Source organism: Leptospiraceae bacterium (assembly GCA_015075105.1).
Classification (GTDB): domain Bacteria; phylum Spirochaetota; class Leptospiria; order Leptospirales; family Leptospiraceae; genus JABWCC01.
The window spans coordinates 98835-116560 of sequence record JABTUZ010000001.1; the positions used below are offsets into that span (position 1 = coordinate 98835).

Annotated in this window: 21 protein-coding genes; 4 read left to right on the forward strand and 17 right to left on the reverse strand. The window is 32.8% G+C overall.

The window, feature by feature from the left end; all coding sequences use genetic code 11:
* Positions 1–17: 17 nt before the first annotated feature.
* The 5 genes from HS129_00485 to queF are packed head-to-tail and all read right to left on the reverse strand — an operon-like array spanning position 18 to position 4472.
* Positions 18–1232, reverse strand: a complete 1215-nt coding sequence (locus tag HS129_00485; protein MBE7410535.1) for a tyrosine--tRNA ligase — start codon at positions 1230–1232, stop codon at positions 18–20.
* Positions 1210–2397: a hypothetical protein gene (locus HS129_00490; protein MBE7410536.1), complete on the reverse strand. Its 1188-nt coding sequence runs from the start codon at positions 2395–2397 to the stop codon at positions 1210–1212. The genes HS129_00485 and HS129_00490 overlap by 23 nt, the downstream gene beginning before the upstream one ends.
* A gap of 5 nt (positions 2398–2402) precedes the next feature.
* Entirely contained in the window at positions 2403–3809 is a 1407-nt protein-coding gene (locus tag HS129_00495) for an MBOAT family protein (protein ID MBE7410537.1), read from the reverse strand.
* 7 nt (positions 3810–3816) lie between these two features.
* Positions 3817–4071, reverse strand: a complete 255-nt coding sequence (locus HS129_00500) for a SemiSWEET transporter (GenBank protein MBE7410538.1) — start codon at positions 4069–4071, stop codon at positions 3817–3819.
* Positions 4068–4472 (reverse strand): NADPH-dependent 7-cyano-7-deazaguanine reductase QueF, encoded by a 405-nt coding sequence (gene queF, locus HS129_00505; GenBank protein MBE7410539.1) that lies wholly within the window; start codon positions 4470–4472, stop codon positions 4068–4070. The genes HS129_00500 and queF overlap by 4 nt, the downstream gene beginning before the upstream one ends.
* Positions 4473–4501: 29 nt before the next feature.
* On the opposite strand from queF, the gene guaA reads away from it, so the two are divergent.
* From guaA to HS129_00525, 4 genes are all read left to right on the forward strand, one after another.
* Positions 4502–6313 (forward strand): glutamine-hydrolyzing GMP synthase, encoded by a 1812-nt coding sequence (gene guaA, locus HS129_00510; protein MBE7410540.1) that lies wholly within the window; start codon positions 4502–4504, stop codon positions 6311–6313.
* Positions 6304–7164, forward strand: a complete 861-nt coding sequence (locus HS129_00515) for an alpha/beta hydrolase (GenBank protein MBE7410541.1) — start codon at positions 6304–6306, stop codon at positions 7162–7164. Before guaA ends, HS129_00515 begins: the two co-directional genes overlap by 10 nt.
* Before the next feature lie 415 nt (positions 7165–7579).
* Complete coding sequence (locus HS129_00520) at positions 7580–7987, forward strand: DUF1564 family protein (GenBank protein MBE7410542.1); 408 nt, start codon at positions 7580–7582, stop codon at positions 7985–7987.
* A gap of 262 nt (positions 7988–8249) precedes the next feature.
* Complete coding sequence (locus HS129_00525; GenBank protein ID MBE7410543.1) at positions 8250–8621, forward strand: hypothetical protein; 372 nt, start codon at positions 8250–8252, stop codon at positions 8619–8621.
* Between the two features lie 154 nt (positions 8622–8775).
* Here HS129_00525 and HS129_00530 read toward each other — a convergent pair whose 3' ends face one another.
* From HS129_00530 to HS129_00585, 12 genes are all read right to left on the reverse strand, one after another.
* Positions 8776–8970 carry a hypothetical protein gene (locus HS129_00530; protein ID MBE7410544.1) on the reverse strand — a complete coding sequence of 65 codons (195 nt, stop codon included), beginning with the start codon at positions 8968–8970 and terminating at the stop codon, positions 8776–8778.
* A gap of 790 nt (positions 8971–9760) precedes the next feature.
* Complete coding sequence (locus HS129_00535; protein ID MBE7410545.1) at positions 9761–9937, reverse strand: hypothetical protein; 177 nt, start codon at positions 9935–9937, stop codon at positions 9761–9763.
* 916 nt (positions 9938–10853) lie between these two features.
* On the reverse strand, positions 10854–11102 hold the full coding sequence (locus HS129_00540; protein ID MBE7410546.1) for a hypothetical protein: 249 nt from the start codon (positions 11100–11102) through the stop codon (positions 10854–10856).
* An 11-nt stretch (positions 11103–11113) separates the two neighbouring features.
* The gene (locus tag HS129_00545) at positions 11114–11602 is read right to left on the reverse strand and encodes a D-alanyl-D-alanine carboxypeptidase family protein (protein ID MBE7410547.1); all 489 of its coding nucleotides are present in this window, start codon (positions 11600–11602) and stop codon (positions 11114–11116) included.
* Positions 11599–11985, reverse strand: coding sequence for a hypothetical protein (locus HS129_00550; GenBank protein MBE7410548.1), 387 nt, complete (start codon positions 11983–11985; stop codon positions 11599–11601). The genes HS129_00545 and HS129_00550 overlap by 4 nt, the downstream gene beginning before the upstream one ends.
* 3 nt (positions 11986–11988) lie before the next feature.
* Positions 11989–12480: a hypothetical protein gene (locus tag HS129_00555; protein MBE7410549.1), complete on the reverse strand. Its 492-nt coding sequence runs from the start codon at positions 12478–12480 to the stop codon at positions 11989–11991.
* Between the two features lie 1170 nt (positions 12481–13650).
* On the reverse strand, positions 13651–13905 hold the full coding sequence (locus HS129_00560; GenBank protein ID MBE7410550.1) for a hypothetical protein: 255 nt from the start codon (positions 13903–13905) through the stop codon (positions 13651–13653).
* A 132-nt stretch (positions 13906–14037) separates the two neighbouring features.
* Positions 14038–14478, reverse strand: coding sequence for a hypothetical protein (locus tag HS129_00565; GenBank protein ID MBE7410551.1), 441 nt, complete (start codon positions 14476–14478; stop codon positions 14038–14040).
* The gene (locus HS129_00570; GenBank protein ID MBE7410552.1) at positions 14475–14867 is read right to left on the reverse strand and encodes a PIN domain-containing protein; all 393 of its coding nucleotides are present in this window, start codon (positions 14865–14867) and stop codon (positions 14475–14477) included. Before HS129_00570 ends, HS129_00565 begins: the two co-directional genes overlap by 4 nt.
* Complete coding sequence (locus tag HS129_00575; protein ID MBE7410553.1) at positions 14851–15186, reverse strand: hypothetical protein; 336 nt, start codon at positions 15184–15186, stop codon at positions 14851–14853. Before HS129_00575 ends, HS129_00570 begins: the two co-directional genes overlap by 17 nt.
* A 632-nt stretch (positions 15187–15818) precedes the next feature.
* A complete protein-coding gene (locus HS129_00580) occupies positions 15819–16154 on the reverse strand; it encodes a hypothetical protein (GenBank protein ID MBE7410554.1) in 336 nt (111 codons plus the stop codon).
* 968 nt (positions 16155–17122) lie between these two features.
* On the reverse strand, positions 17123–17404 hold the full coding sequence (locus HS129_00585; protein ID MBE7410555.1) for a hypothetical protein: 282 nt from the start codon (positions 17402–17404) through the stop codon (positions 17123–17125).
* Between the last annotated feature and the right edge of the window lie 322 nt (positions 17405–17726).

Consider the following 17726-nt stretch of genomic DNA (forward strand, 5'->3'; position numbering starts at 1 on the left):
AATTTAAAAAATATCATTTAAGTTAGTATTTTTAGAAACTTTCCTTTCTTACCTTGGCGTATGATATACTCTCTATTTTTTTCTAAGGTAAATTTTTCATCGGTGAGTCTTTCTTCACCCAAGTAAAGTCCGCCGTTTGAGATGAGTCTTCTTCCTTCGGAGGAAGATTTTATAAAACCTAATTTTGCAAGAATTGCAGTGAGTAAAACTTTCCCATCTTGAAAGTCAGAATCTCCCAATTTTGTAGTTTCTATATTTTCCGGGGTTACTCTGTTTTTTGGGTCATGAATTTTTTGCCATTGAGAAATGGCTTCTCTATTTTCTTCTTTTTCGTGAAATAAGTCCATTATCATAGTTGCAAGTTCAGTCTTTACTTCTTTCGGGTGAGTTTCTTTTTTTTGAATGGATTCTTTTTTAGAATTTATTTCTCTTATTGGAGTGTCGGTCAATAACTCAAAATAATTCCACATCAATTCATCGCTAATAGACATGATTTTCCCATACATATCAATCGGTTTGTCGTTGAAGCCTATATAGTTTCCAAGTGACTTGGACATTTTTTTTGTACCGTCGAGGCCTACAAGTAGTGGAAGAGTGATTACTACTTGTTGTGGTTTTCCGTAGTCTTTTTGCAATTCTCTTCCTACAAGCAGGTTGAACTTTTGGTCAGTGCCACCGATTTCAATATCACTTTCCATTACAACAGAATCGTAACCTTGGATTAGAGGGTATAAAAACTCTAGTACAGAAATGGGTGAACCGGATTTGTATCTTTTACTGAAGTCGTCTCTTTCCAAAAGTCTTGCTACATTGTATTTTGAAGCTAAGATTAATACTTCTTCAAAATTCATAGGTGAAACCCATTTTGAGTTAAATACAATTTTTGTTTTTTTGGGGTCTAAAATTTTAAATACTTGGGATTCGTAGGTTTTTGAGTTTTGTAATACTTCTTCTTTTGTTAGCCTTTTTCTTGTTTCTGATTTTCCAGTTGGGTCGCCAATCATTGCAGTAAAATCTCCGAGTAGAAAATTTACCTCATGCCCCAAATCTTGAAATAGCCTCATTTTCCTTATCAGTACAGAATGTCCGAGGTGCAAGTCAGGTGCAGTCGGATCAAATCCGGCTTTGATTTTTAATATTTTACCACTGTCGAGTTTTGTTTTTAATTCTTCCTCAGGGATAATTTCTACTGTTCCCCGTTTTATTTTATCAATAATACTTTGGTCTGTCATTGTATTTACTCATTTTATATTTTTTTATAGTATTAGATTTTTTTTCTTCTGTGATTACTTTTTCTATAAACCCATATCCGAAATACTTTAGATTGACTTCGGATACAAGTAGAATAATTATATCTTTAGAGAAAATATCTTTATTTAGATCGAATTTTTCTATTTGAGTGTTTGTTTTGCCGTTTATGGAATAATTGATTTTATCGTAGTAATAAAAATTAGACTCAATCGAAAATAATTTTTCTGGGAGCTTAGTCGCTGATAGAGTAAAATAAAAACTATCTCCCACAATCAGTACGTTCGGCTTATAAAAGTTCGTATTTTCTATTAAAATTTCAGGCTCAATATATTTACCAAAAGGTAAACTCCAAAGTAGGTTTAGAGAGTTAAAAATATCGCTGTCTAAATTATAATAGGGGAGGGTCGTTGTACTTTTCATTTGGACAGAAATTTTAGGGAAATTTTTATTTGTAACCTCTGAAATTTTTTGAATGATAACCGGCATCGCAATAGAGGCAGTGTAATAACTCCAGTGAGTTCCACCTTTTGGATAGAATGGCATTTTTTCTCCTTGTAAGCCTTTCATCCATGATATAAAATCTATACAGTGAATATAGTTTTCTTCTAAAACTTTTTTGAATTTTTTGTAGTTGGAGTTTTCTTTTTTTTGAGAGAGCATTTCTTCAGAAATATATTCAGGGTAGAAGGACGCTTTTCCCGGAGCCAAAAGAATGAAAAGAGGGATGTTTCTTTTTTGTAAAATATTTTTTAGCTTTTTTATATTTAGTCCAATCTCTTCGATTTTTTTATCTCCAAGGTAGTCTATTCCGAGGTGGGCTTCAATATGGTCTTTTTCAAATAGATAGTCTTTTTTCCCGAATACTGTTTTTTGTCCGTAGATTTTATGGAATAGACTGTAGTGGATTTGATTTCTAAACCGAATGAATACCCATCTTGACCCTGATTTTGAAGCAAGGTAGTTTTCTGTGGATTTTTGAAACTTTCCCGAAAAAAAATCTAAAAAATAGAATTTAGGTTCTTCTTGAGTGGGAACGGATCCGGAAAGTTTTAAACACTCCGGATGAAAAAATATTTCTATAAAAGTAAATAGAAAAGGTAGGCAGAAAACAATAAATATAAATAGGAATTTTTTTTTGGGATTCATAAAAGTTAAAACCTAAAATAGATAAACGGGTTGAAATTAGTAGATAGCAATTCTCCAAGCGAGAGAGAATACAATATAATGGAAATGAATACAAATAGTTTTGGATATTTTGTGATATAAGACTCTAAATCCATATATTTTTTCAATGGTTTAAAAATTGGATAAAAACTAAAAATACAAGATAGGAAAAAGAAAAACAAAAAATACGCATCAACTGTAAAGTTCCCAAAAGTTTTTGGAAAATACATTGCCTTCCACATTCCAAGTGCTATGCTTAAAGAATCAGAGCGAAATAAAACCCAGCCATTCAAAATCAGAAAAAATGTGAATATCATTTTTAATACTTTTGTAAAATTCTTTTTTTCTTTTTCTTTGGGAGATTTAAAAAATTTCTCTAGTGAAATAAATAGACCGTGGTAAGCTCCCCAAAATACAAAATTCCAAGAAGCTCCATGCCAAAGCCCAGAAAACAAGAACACAGCCCATAGATTCAAATAGGTTTGGAATTTAGAAACGAGATTTCCACCCAAAGGAATATAAATATAGTCTCTCATCCAGTTTCCGAGCGTTATGTGCCACCGTCTCCAAAATTCAGTAATAGATCCGGACGTATATGGAAATTGAAAATTTTCAGGAAATTGAAAACCCATCATTTTTCCGAGTCCTAACGCCATGTCCGAATACCCTGCAAAGTCAAAATAAATCTGGAAAGTGTAGGCTAAAATTCCCATCCAAGCGAGAAAAAAACTAAGCTCTGGTTCGTTAAGTGAAAATATTTTGTCGGCTTCTTTTCCAAGTACATTGGCTATTAAGACTTTTCTTGCAAGCCCGATGCAGAATCGAATAAGCCCCTTTAGTCTGTTGTCCCAGTTTTCTAAATTTTTTCTGTCTAAGATTTGGTCTCTTATTTCATTAAACCGAATAATCGGTCCTGCAATTAATTGAGGAAAAAGTAGAATATATAAAAGATAGTCTGAAATTTTTTTTAGAGGTTTGGATTTTTTATAATAGATGTCGATTGTATAGCTTACTTTATGAAAAGTAAAAAAAGAAATCCCTATTGGTAAAATTATTTTTGGAAGAGGGAAATTTTTTTGCAATAGGAAATTCCAATTTTCAACAAAAAAGTCGGCGTATTTAAAATACCCTAAAATACAAAAATTAAAAATTACAGAAAAGAGAGCGAGAATAAGTCGAAAATTCCCTTCTTTAGAATCCATGATGTGCATGAGAATAAAATCTACACATATAGATGCACAAAGTATTAGAAAAAAATCAGAGCCTCCCCAAATATAAAATACGATGCTTGCAAAAAGTGCCCATAAATTTTTTAGATAGTTTGGAAAAAGAAAATAAACAGTAAAAAAAACCGGAAAGAAAAATACTAAAAATAAAACACTGGAAAATACCAAAGCAGTGTTACTTTTCTTTTAGCTTGTATATGAGTATAATCAGAGAAAAAATTAGAACAAATACATTGGAAATTATAATCGGTAATTCTTTGTGTAATACACCATAATAGATCCAACACGATATACCGAGTATGAGTACAATGTACATATTTCTGGATACATCCGTTGTTTTTCTTGTTAGAATCACTTTTAGCATTTGTGGAACGAATGCAATAGTCGTCAAAAGTCCTGCAATATAGCCAATGAGAGTTTCCAAGCTCATTTTGAATACTCTCTAGTGACTATAGTTTTTATTCCACCGCGAATATGAAAATCCCCTCGCACTTTTAGATACAAAGGCTCTGAATGTTTTACAATATCTTCTAAAATTTTATTCACTACATTTTCGTGGAAAATTCCAATATTTCTAAAAAAAAGTATATACTCTTTAAGCGATTTCAACTCTATACATTTCTTATGGGGTTTGTAAGAAATTTCAATGGTTCCAAAGTCTGGGAGTCCGGTCTTTGGGCAGATTGCGGTGAATTCGGGAATCGTAAATTCTATGAGATAGTCTTTGAGTTCATAGATATTTGTAAAAGTTTCAATTACGGGAGTTTCCATTCCCTGAATGTGATCTTGTTTTCCTTCGTAAGAAGAAACTGTATTGTTTTTATTTTCCATCAAATCCAAATTTTTACAAGGCTTCAAAGATGAAAAGTGATAAAAAAATAGGAATTATAGATTTTGGAGGACAGTATGCGCATTTGATCTCTTCCAGAATCCGAAGACTGGGTTCATACACTGAGATTTTATCTAATTCGGAAAGTTTAGACAGATACAAAGAATTTTCGGGACTGGTATTTTCCGGTGGACCAAACAGTGTGTACGAAGAAAAATCTCCGTCTATACCGAAAGAAATTTTTGAATTGAATATACCAATCCTTGGGATTTGTTATGGTCATCAATTAATTATGAAGCTACTCGGTGGTGTGGTAGAGCCTTCTAATTTAAGAGAGTATGGTTCTGCCATAATGTATTTTTCAGGTAAAGATGTACCAATTTTGGAAGGCCTTTCAAATAGCGAAAAAGTATGGATGAGTCACGGTGACGAGGTAGTGAAAATTCCAAAAGATTTTATTTCAATAGGGAAAAGTAGTAATTGCGAAAATGCGGCAGTTTATAACCTCAAAAAAAATATCTATGGGATTCAATTCCACCCTGAGGTTACGCATACCTTAAATGGAAATGTACTGCTTTCTAACTTTATTAAACTTTGCGGGACTAAAAGTACTTGGAATATGGAGATTTTCTTGGAAAGGAAGTTAGACGAAATCAAGAAAAAAGTTCCAATGGAAAGAAAAGTATTTATGCTAATTTCCGGTGGGGTGGACTCAACTGTTTCTTATCTTTTACTAGCAAAAGCTCTGGGAAAGGATAGGGTCACAGGCCTTTTAATTGATACAGGTTTTATGAGAAAAGAAGAAGTGTCTTCTTTGAAAGGAAAACTTGGGTCTTTGGGAATTGATCTAAATGTCAGAGATTACTCGGAAATGTTTTATTCTTCTTTGCAAGATATAAAGGATCCTGAATTGAAAAGAAATATTATTGGAGAGCTTTTTTTAAAATGCCAAAAAGAAAGTTCTATTTCACTTAATTTAAACCCGGATCATTGGATTTTAGGACAAGGTACAATTTACCCGGATACTATCGAAAGTGGTGGAACGAAGCTGTCTAAAAAAATTAAGACACACCACAATAGAGTTCAGGGAATAACAGATTTAATAGAGAAGGGTCTTGTTATTGAGCCGATTTCAGATTTGTACAAAGATGAAGTTCGTGAGCTTGGAAAACTACTCGGTTTGGAAAAAGAATTTACCGATAGGCATCCTTTTCCGGGTCCGGGTCTTGCAGTGAGGATGATAGCACATAATCATTTTACTAAAACACCTCATGAAGAGGAAGCGTTAGACGAAATCTTAAAATATTATAAAGGAGTTGAATTCCAGATTCTTCCCGTACGTTCTGTGGGAGTTCAGGGAGACAACAGGACTTATGGACACTGCATAGCGTTAAATGATTTTACGAACGACTGGAATGCGTATGAAGAAATTTCTACAAAAATTACGAACACAGTCAAAGGAATCAATAGAGTAGTGTTTTGTCCTTACATAAAAAGTCTTTCTTTCAACAAATTTCAAAAATCAAATTTAGAGTTAAATAGAATGTATTCTGACCTTTTAAGAGAAGCTGATGATGCAGTATTTCGGATTATTGAAAAACATCATCTTATCGAGAAAATTTGGCAAATGCCGGTTGTACTTTTGCCGGTTGGAAATTCAGAGGATTGCTTAAGTATAGTCCTTCGACCTGTGGAATCAACTGAAGCAATGACTGCTAATTTTTATTGTATGGATAGAAAAGTTTTAGAAGAAATTCATAGAGAGGTTTTAAAGATTGAAAGATTATCAATATTACTTTACGATATAACCAACAAGCCTCCCGGGACCATAGAATGGGAATAGAGTACGAAAAATTTACAACATTTGATAATATAAACCTATCTGTAAAAATTCAAAATAACGGTAAGAGTGAAAAAATTTTACTTCTTCACGGGTTTAACGATTCAAAAGAGACTTTTCAGTTTATAGAAAAATTTCTATCCGAAAAGTTTGATATAGTATCGTTTGATTTTAGAGGGCATGGGGACTCTGATTGGAAAATGGGAGTTTATAATTATTCGGACACTCTGCTTGATTTGCATCTCATAATCGAAAATTATTTTCTTGAGCCTTTTACTGTTCTTGGTCATTCTATGGGATCGAGTCTTGCTGCAAGGTATTCTGGCTTATTTCCTGAAAAAGTAAAAAAATTAGTCTGTATAGAAGGTTTTAGTGGAATTCAATCTATGCACAAAGAAAGAGAAAAGATTCAAACCTGGATGAATAAGAAAAATGGACAAAAGCAAAGGATGTCGCCTAACGCACGCTTAAAGGAAATGGACTCTATCAAGGAAGCAGTCGAAAGACTTTCCTTGATATATTCTAAATTAGAAAAATCCAAAGTAGAAAAGTTAGTTTTGAGTTTAATAAAAAAATTAGAAAACGGAAAATTTGTCTGGAAAAATGACCCTAATTTAAAACTAAGCTCACCCATTCCGTTTCCTCCCGAATTGTCCAGAGCTTTGTGGTCAAATTTCTCTAACCCTAGTCTTATTGTGTTTGGAAAAGAAACTCATTTGAAGTCTTCAAACATAGATGAAGTGATTCAGAATTTTAAAAATCCTTTCTATGTTGAAATTGAAGGTGCCGGACACAATGTTCATCACGATAAGCCCGAAGAGTTGATACGGGTGCTAAAGGAATTTTTAGGGTAGGTAGTTTTGTTTTAGTAGCATAAAAATGTGGGAACTCCAATTCAGAGGACTGATGCCTGATGTCTGAGGTCAGAAATAGTGGAGGTGGAAATTTTTTTCAATTAGATTTTCTTTTTAGATAAATGTTTTGAGTTTACGCTTTTAGTGCAGATTTTTCACTTTTCGTGTGAAAATGTGGGATCTCCACTCTTTTCAGTAAAGTGCATGTTTTATACCAATTGTTCACCTTTTATGCAAAAATGTGGGAACTCCACTTTTTTGGGGGATTTTGAGAGATTACACATTTAATGCAGATTGGGGACATTTTCTGTAAAAGCTAAATAAAATTTCTTAAAATCAGTAAAATTTTATTTCTATTAGTATGTTTTTTTACCTTATCATAGAGGACAGGGAATTTTACTTTAAGGAGAAATTTATGAACCCAGAAAAATATGTAGAAACACAATCGAGCTTGCTTGTTCCAGCAAAATATATGGACGAGTTCAATAGAAGAACGACAGGTTTTTCAAGGAGGAAATATTTACACGCATTGTTGAACAGATACAGAAATGTGATTCTTTGGGGAACTTTTGAGAAAATGGATAGAGTAAAGAAAGCGTATCAAGAAGTCGGACAGAATTTGCAGAAGAAGAATTTTACCCCGAATAACGCGGACTGGATAGACTATACAAATATCCCACGTTATTCGGCAATAAAACCCGCCGATTATGTCGTTTTAACTATGCCTTTTTTGACATTCATCGGCGACATTCTTTTATCCAGATATTCCTTAAGTGCAGTTCTAAGCACTTTTGACTTATCAGAATCATACATCTGCAAATAAGTTGCAAATTGTCTTTGCAAATCATCATCAATTTTCATGGAAATCTTATTTACGATTGTCGCCATATTTCCGAAACCTCCTTGAGAGAGATTTCGGGTAGTTCTATCGTCAACCGCGCTTAGCGTTCCAATCCGAGACATACCCACATTATGACCATACAGAAAATTCTGTCAAGCGGAAAAGTCTGACTTTTCACTTTTTTTATAAAAACTGGCAAAAAAATTCTATTGACAATCTTAAATTTTTTACAATATTTTGAAATATGGAAAATCAACTAACGCCTAAAAAAGACCAAGATCAGCAACTATTTTCACTAATTCAAGCCGCTTCCGAATTGTTTAAAACTTTTGGACATGAAAACTTTGAATCCGAAAAATTACGATACAAACATGAAAAAGAAATGGAAAAAATGAGAATTGAATCAACTGGAAAATTCAATAAAAGTATTCTGATTCTCACAAGTTTTATTTTTACAGTACTATTTAGCTTTGCAATTATTCTCGTTTTCAAGAGCCAAATTCCTGAAAGTATGGAAATTGTTAAATTGATTGGTTCTCTTTTCGCTGGCGGTCTCGCTGGTTTTGGAATTGGCGTTTACAGTGGGAAAAAAGCTAATCCCAAAGAGAACCTATAAAATAAAAATTTGCAAACGCAAAAAGAAAAATCATCAAAGCCCCAAAATTGACACTATCAAAAAATTGTTCCATGCTTTCTGATATATACAGATAATTTAAACAGCACAAATCTTTTTTATAGATTTCAGAAAAAAATTTTAGGGGAATGGGTGTTTAGTGGGTTTTATTTTTTCTGGGATCAACAAATTTTAATTTTATGCCATAATCTCTCTCAAGTTTTTTGGCGTTCTTCTTACTCCATTCAATATATTTCTTTAGGTCATTCCCTGTTTTTTTTTCAATAACTTCTTGAGATTTTCTTTTTTCCCAAACTATTTGATCTAAGCAATCGCTAAGTGTCTTTTTCATTTTTCAATAACCTCTCTGGTGAAACAATTTTAGGAAGTTCGTATTTCAAGCCTTTTACTGTTTTCCTTAAAAAATCCATTTTATTGTCATTCACGATATGCTTGTAATTAAAGCTAAGAAGATAATCTATTTCATAATATGATGCACAAGCCAAATGTAGTGAATCCAGTCCTTCCTTGGCATTGCCTTTAATTCAATAAGTTTTCCGCAAGGTAAAATATTTCATCATTAAATCATTTTTTATTCTTTTAGTAAATTTCAAAGATTTAATTTTATGACCATATATTCCTGCTGAAAGTTCATCAATTACATATTGAGAAATATAAAAAATCATAGCTCTTTTGATTTTCTTCCCACCATAAATTTGCTATTTTTTGAAAAACTCTTTGAAATTTCATTTTGCTTGTGTCAACATTTTACTTTATGAATGAAGTTTCAAGATAGACTGTCGTCATAGCCATATTATCTTTATATTTTTTTTTGTCAAGGGTTTTAAATGGTCTCTAAATCTATCTAAAATCAGAAAGCAACCTTCCCTAATATTTCTGTCTTTTGTATTGATTGCAACAAAAGCCAAATTTCCAATAGATGTTGTATTGAAATTTCCAAAATTGAAATCAAATGAAGTAATTTCGGAAAGGGTAATTTTTTCTACCTTTGACTGACATACCTTGTCTGCAAATTTCGCCATAAATACAAGCGGGTAGTCAATTATTACCAGAAAAGTGATTCAGATATTCTATTGAATAATTCAACCCTAAAGCAGATTCTACTAGTGAAGCTTCTTTTTTCATACTTTCAGCCCCTTCGCAAACTTGACGAAACTGGAAGCCTTGTCGAATTTGTGGATCATGTTTTCGGTTTTGGCAAGAACGTAAAATTTTTTTCCGTTTTCAGAAATGACTTTGCATTTTTCACATAGTTCTGGAAATTTTTTCTTTAAAGATTTAATTTGTGTTTCAGTCATTGGTTTCTCCTAAAAAATATATTCAAGCTCTTCTTCTGTAATTTCTTGTAATGTAGTTATATAATAAGAATCATCTGGAATTTCATCCACAATGATTTCTTTTTTCTTGACTCAACTTCTTTTTGTTCCACGTCTAATGCATGTTTTCCGAATATACAATATTCGGCAAATCTTCTATAAGTAAATCACGTTTACATTTTTCTTCGTCAAGTTCTTTTTGCATTCAGTCTTTACACTGTATTACATTATTTTCACTGTGTCTTTATAATATAAGAATTTACCGCTACGTTTTCCATCTTTTCGTTTTACTCTTCCAGTAAAAACTTAGAAAAGGACTTTCACGAATAAAATCATTTAGCTTTCTGTGTCGCATTTTTTATCTTTATCCTTTTTCTTCTATTTCGTAATTCTATCATTTAAGGATTTTATTTTTCTGGAAAAATCTTCAAATCTAAATTTTAATTATTATGATTTCAGAGTCTAAATTCTTTGATACTGATTCGATTGTTTTTTTTGAAATTTCTTAATTCTTCTGTTTATTTTCTACAAGAATAGATAATTTATCTAATTTGTGCTTTTGGCGCGCAAAAATAGTTACCGCTCCGGTAATAATAGAGATTATTGATATTAAACTACCTATTTCCACTGATAACCTCTTTAATGTTCTTCCACTCAATAATATTCTCTACAAAATATTTAGGGCAATTTTACCTGTAATATCATAATGTCGAAAAAGATTTTCAGTCGTTAAATTGAATTTGCTTAAAAGTTCTTGAGTCAAAAAACAGCATTTACAAGTGTTGCGTTGTTAATATATCCGTCATCTCTATCGTGACAAAGCTCAATTCGATTTGTAATAATTCACTGCTAATGTGGAATGATTTTGCAATTTCAGTATATTTATTTTTCAGAGCTCCTACATGGTAAAGCGACCTCGTCCGTTGGTATGATCTCGATAATTTCTTTTCGTCAATCGCATAGTGTGCAGAAGCATATCTTGATTTATATGGTTGTTTGTTTTCAAATTATTGAAATAGTCTACGAATATTTTTGCTGTAGCTTTCGGAAAAGCTGTATAATGCCAAATAATAGCTTTTACTTTTACGAGTTTTTCCCCTGAACGAGAAAAAGGATTTTTTTCTATATGGTCAACGATAAGATTCATTTTCTTTCCTCTCAATTTGAAACGGTCTTTTGAGTCTTTGAAAAAAACTGAGTATATAGAAAATACGCAAATAGTAACAAAATAATAATTCCAACCAAAGAAATTCCTGAATAAATAAGTTTATTGTTTCGCCAATCTTTGATCTGAAAATGTCGGGGATCATTCCATCCGCCTTTACGAAAGAAATAAAATTCCCATTGAATCTCTGGGTGTCTTTTTAGAATGGAGTCGATTTTTTCTTTATCAGTTCGTAAATTTATTCCGTCCACATCAAAGGCTTTTCTATGGTTGTGTGCCGACTGTCCGCCTCTCGCCCATGTCGCTACGTCTTCCGGTTTAATTCCGGGTAGTAGTTCGCCTGTTTTTCTATCCCGTTGTGACCAATAAATTTCTTCCTGTTTTTTGTTTGTCCTGTATCCTTCCGCAAATTGAATCTGTGGAATTTCTTTTTTCAGGTCTTCGAAAAAGTTTTGCAGTCTTTTGTCAACGCCTGAGATCATTTCTTTTTTCCGCTCGCTGAAAAGATTTTTACTGCAATAAGTAAGACAATTCCGATGGCCGCATAATCAACTATCGACTTTGCTTTTTCTGTGATGTATTCAGTGGCTTCATCAAAAGGAATATTTGTTTTTATTTCAGTTTTCCAGATTTTAAAATCTTTTTTGTGGCCGTTCATCATCTGAATTTCTTTAAAAATAAAACCTACTTGTGGATCATCTGTCTTAAATGAATTGTCTTTAAAACTCTCCCAAGTCGTATGCGCTTTGACTGGAAAAGAAATCACCCTCGATTTTGTATCTACTTTTAAACCTTCGAAATTGGGAACGCCTAAGCGCTCACCTTCTCCGATTGTGTAGTAAATAAAAAATAAATCTCTGGTCATTTTTTACTTTCTCTTTTTCTTCCCTTTACCTAAAAACAAGAAAGCTCCCGCGCCTACCGCAAGAATCAAAAGAATATTTTCGTTTCCGCCCGATTCTTCTTTTCTTACCTCAGAACTTTCTTCTCGTTTTACCTCCGATTTTTTGGAAGTTTCAGACGAAGTTCTTGAAGGCTGACTTGGTTGGCTTGACGAAGACATTTTCTGCACGTGAGTTCTTGCAATTTTCAGATTTGGATTTGCTTTCTGAAAATCTCTTAAAGTTTCCTTTTCGTCTTCATTAGAAAAAAGAAATGACATTCTTTGGTGTGTGCTGTTGTGCAAATATCCGTCATAGTTAATGCCACTTACTTTCGGACTGGTAACTTTTCCTAAACCTGAATAGTAAATAAAAAATCTGTCTTTTTCATAAAACCCTTTGAATTTATTTAATGCTATGTAAACTACAATATGCCTAAATAAAACCGCAAACAATGCGACAAAAAAAACCGCAAACAAAGTTTCAGATTTGAATTGTGCAATTCGACTGCTTTTTCTTTTTTAAGTGTAAGGTCTTCTGTAATAGGTAATCTTTTTAATTCACTTTTCGATTTGGCTAATGCATTTCCAATTTTCAAAGCTCTTTATCAAGTTAATGCATTTTTTAACTTTTCGGCTGAATCAATATAAATTTCTGCGTTTTGTTTTGTTGATGAACAGGAAAAAGAAAAACAAAATAAAATCGTTTTTCATTTCTTCAATTTTTTTGAGAACAAAGATGTTGCTAAAATCAAACTTCGAAAAAATTTCTTTTTTTCAATTACTTACTAAACTAAGTTTTTTATTGTTTCTTTTGACGGTGGAAAAAAATACTTATACGGCCTTGCAAGAACAGACGAAGTGAAATCGTAAAACTTCAAAAATTCTTCGGAGGTAAAATTTTCCAGCAAGCATGTAGAAATATAGATCATTCAGTTGTTCCAGTTTTCATTTTATTTCTTTTGTCCGTTCGGTTTGCTGTTTGCCAGCGGTTTTGATGGAACAGTTCTCAATTTCGTAAAATATCAAATGGAAGTTTTGAGTTTTTTATTATTATCGAATTGCTGCAAATATTCAAACCAAGAGATTCGCAACCCGTCCATAATCCAGATTTTCATTTTCCAGCAACATTAGAAAGTCCCTGTGCTATTCACTGCAAACCATTAATTCAGGAGTTGATTCTCGGAATTTCTTCATTTTGAAATTATCGTTCATGGCCTCACTTTCAGATGTTGCTCATCTGATTCTTTTTTCGCCTTTGTATTTAGGCATTAATTGCTCTTCTGGTTGTTCCATTCTTCTTGAGGCTGTTTTCAGAAGTAACAATAGAACCAATACTTGAGTTACTTGATTCAATGACCAAATTTTTGCAAGCTATGTTCCCTGCATTAGACCAAGGATGGAATTCTTAGAATAAATTTTTTCAAATTTTTTACCGTAAGCACTAACTCACGTGAAAACTCTTTCCTGTTCGAGACATCCTTTGAGAAACATTGACTGAGTGCTTAATTTTCAAACCTCTTTACAAACTTCTGAGATAACCAAATTGCCCCATGCTTCCATAGCGAAGCCAAAGATAATCCGATAAATGAACGATAAAGACCGCGACCTAAATGAATACTGTTCACAAAAATCTTGACCGGAGCAGCGTTACAATGGAAAGCTTTTTTCAATCAGGCGAAAACCATCAATAACCAAATCGCCGTTAAGCGATATATGTCTTCCATGTCTGAGGCCATTCAATTGATTTGTGTATGGATATTTTACAATAGAAGAATCTACAACTAACGTCCCGAAAAGCTGACCGTCAATTGATTCCTTTGGATAAAATTTCCCCCTGACAGAAATTATATCTGTATCAAGAGGAAATTCTCTATCGCCTTCTAATGTAATAAGTTCTGCCATATATACAAGATATGACAGACGAAAAGAAAAAGTACAAGCAAAAAAATCTGATCGCTACCGCATAACGGACACTAAACGGACACTATTTACCCATTTTTTTAATTTTTTTTAAAATTTGATTTTTGAAATCAGTTAAACGTAAAATTCTTTTCTAAATTTTTCGTTGTATAGCTTTTTATCAAACAAACATCTTTCTGGATACGTTGCATCTGCAACCATCCAGTTTCCGTTTATTTTTATTTCTGGATAAATATGATGAGGCCTTTCCATTTCTCCACAAACTACCGCCCGTGACGGAATATTTAAAATAATCGCTTTCGCTAAAATTGGAACAGTCTTATCGTCACAATCTCTAGCACCTGTCCAGTTTATATCCAATGTATATTTAGGACGACTTACCGTTTCCTTTCCAACAGGATCAGAAATATACGGGAGGCGACGAACATAATTGTAAAAAGCAAAAATTGTCATCCCGTAAAACGGAATCAAATCTATTGTGTAATCTTTTGCCAATCTCAAGACAGTTTCCACCGTCTGAATATAGTCTTTTAAAGGAACAGAGGAAATTTTCATGCAAAACCTACTTCTAATCCTTCAACATCTTCAAAACTTTTATCTTTTGTCAAAAGTTTTAAATTATTTGATTTAGCAAGTGCCGAAATCCAAACATCATTTTCTTGTACTTTTAGCCCTTTACTTCTTAATTGATCTTTTATAATTCCATATTCATTCGCTGTTTCTTGGTCGAATGTTAAAAAATCTTTTCTAAGAAAGATTTCCATCTTTTTCAATTCAGATTCATACTTCTTTTTATTCCCATGTTTTCTAAAGAAATTATATATTCCAAAATATAATTCACCTATTGCAATTATCGGTATGTAAACTTTTTTATTTTCATCAATGTCGGTTTCATTTCCCCGAAAAGCTTCTATGCAAATCGTTGTATCAAGTATCAAATCCATTCCATTTCTTTCCTTTCGCTTTATAAATTTCCCTCATGATTCCATTTAAAGTACTGTCGCTTACTGTTCCGGCAAATTCTTTCCGTAAATCTCCCCACCTATGAACAGATTTAGAAATGTCTTTCTTCTTTTTTTCTGGAGAAAGTTTTTTCACGAAAGAAAAAACCTTCTCCTTATCTTCTTCACTTAAGTTTTCAATAAGACTTTTTATTTCTTCTTCATCCATTTTGTTTGACTCCATGATTAAATTATTATAAAACATACTCGAAAATATTGCAAAACTTATTTTTACAATGCTTAAAAAAATCTTTTTACCCACTTTTTAGACGGTTTTTTCCTGCTTTTTACCCACATAAGTAACACTTTTTGAAAAATTACGCCACATCAGCAAATATTTTCTTCGTGAATAAATTGAGTTTTTCTTGAAATTCTTTTCAAAAAGAATTTGATATTTTAATTTTTCTCGAACTTCTCACGGCAACCTTTCAAAAAGTTTTCGTGAGAATATTTTTCCATAGGTTGCCGAATAAAGCAAATAATCCGCACCAGGAACACTTTTGATTTATCTACATGCTTTAATTTCTTCTTTTGAGTCCTGTTTCATTTTTCGGAAGTCCTATTTTCTCACCTTCTTCAACTCTTAAAAATTCACCCACCAATTGCAAACGTCCCAATGTCTTTTTGTGTTTTTCCTGTAAATAATATATTCCATAGTCATCTATCGTTTGCATTTTAAACGAAGGATTTAAAAATTTTAAATAGTAATATACTGTTTTGGAAAACTCCTGATCCCAAAAAAGACCTGGTCAAATGATTTAATTTCTCCGGTTTTAAAATCAACCTTCATCGTGGGATTACAAAACTCATTCATAATCATTTATGCCGTAACTGAAATTCTACTGATTCCAAATAAGGAAGGCTCTGACTTTGTTTGTTTTTTGTTGTCAAATTCTACAAAAATATCTGAATGCCAATCACCAATATATAAGGTCTGACCGTTTTTCTGCTTTTTGGATCCCGAAAAGAGAGCCAGCTCAAACTCCATAAACTGAACGGATTAAAAAGTTCTACTTTCAAAAATCCCCTAAACCTCGTAGATACTTCTTGATTTTTTAATTTTTCTAAAATTTCCGGTAAATTCAAATAACCGTCATAGTCGTCTTGTGAAAGGTCAATTCGGGAAAAAGTCCCGCCTCTTTGAATAATCTGTCGAATTAAATCATGGATTTCAATTTTTCCGTTTAAATTGAATAAAGCTTTGGAAGACAAACAAACATGAATCTTCATGGCCGGCCTTTCGGGGGAAAACCCACAAATTGCCCCTAAATCAGTCAAAAATGAATGAGAATAACCGTTAAAGCCTTTTTTTAGGTCAATTTTGAACCAAAAGTTTTTTCAACCCATTCAAAGGTTTTTGCCTCATATTTCACCGAAAAACTTAGCCAATCTACAAACGGAATACGTAAATCCTGGTATGGAAGCCTCATTTTCGGTATTTTTCCTTTTATCCATAAAGTTTTGTCATTGCAAGGGGTTGTTACTACCCCCTGAAAGTTTTTAAATTAAAAAATGTCAGGCTATCCGGTTTTCCAGAACTAACTTGACATTTAATTCTGTTCATCGCCACTTATTCTTCGCGCCCCCTGCTTTAAAATAAATGCTCAATATACTTCATCCGGCAAATTTTCCTCTACCAAATTCTGAATCCTCCTCGTCACGTTCCTCGATCCTGAACCGTGACAACCTCGTCACCAATCTTTTCGTTCTGGAAAACCGCAAAATTTAGCTTGTTCCATCATGGCCAAGATGAAAAAAGAAAATTGTCCTAGAACAAACATTTTTCCGTATTCAATTTTTTTGTCGGTATAGGTTTATTCCAGATTGACCCTACAAGATTTTTCTGAAAAACTAAATAGTCTGATGATCTATCAGTCTTCTTTCTCTGTTTTCGACACAGAAAAATTCTGATCTTGCATAGAAAGGAAGATTGATAACAAGATTCAAAAAACCTTTTTTTCGCCCTTACCTAATTTTTTTGTATTCGTGACTCTAAAGTTTGCCATTCATCGGCTCATCTCCTTTAATGTAAATTTTTCCTCGACTACCGTCGAGGATTTACAATATGCGATCCCAGAGAATGATCTCTGAGACGACGAACTGCCGGAAAGATATTTTCTGTTAAATTCTTGTAAAAATACCTTTCTCAAATCGTTCCAAGTGTATGCGTTATAACCTCTGTCCATCAAAAACTCTTTTTAACTCCATCGAAAAAATGTTCTAAAATCATTTCCGATTTCTCCTTTTATTTCAATCATTTGAGATTTACCATTCGATAAAATTTTTTTCAACATCGGAAATAAAATTTTCAAAATAGAAACCAGAATATTCATTTTTTTTTGTAAAACAATGATCTGGTTTCTTGATCTTTCAAATCTTGCTCTGTCATACGTTGTAGCTCTGTTCGAAGCAAAATCTTTCAGTTTATTCATTAGCTCATTTGAATTCATTCCAGATAAAACTGATTGATCTAACTCCAAATAGTTTCCCAAGAAGAGGAACGGCTATCGGATGATTTAAAAGAGTCGATAAATCAAAATTATTATCCACCGGCTTTCATTGCCTTCTGCTCAGAATTCTTTTTCTATCCTTCGGTGACTCTTTTCTGTCTTCTTCTAAAGATAATTGATTCGATTTCAATAAATCTAACTAAAAATTCATATTTCTGCTTTTCACGTTCAAGCTCTGCCTTGTGTTCTCTCCGGATGGATTCAATTTCAATTCGATGGTTTTCGTCTTCAATTTTAATTGTTCACGATAGGACTCTCTTTCACGCTCAAAGCTTATGACAGGTCCTGACTA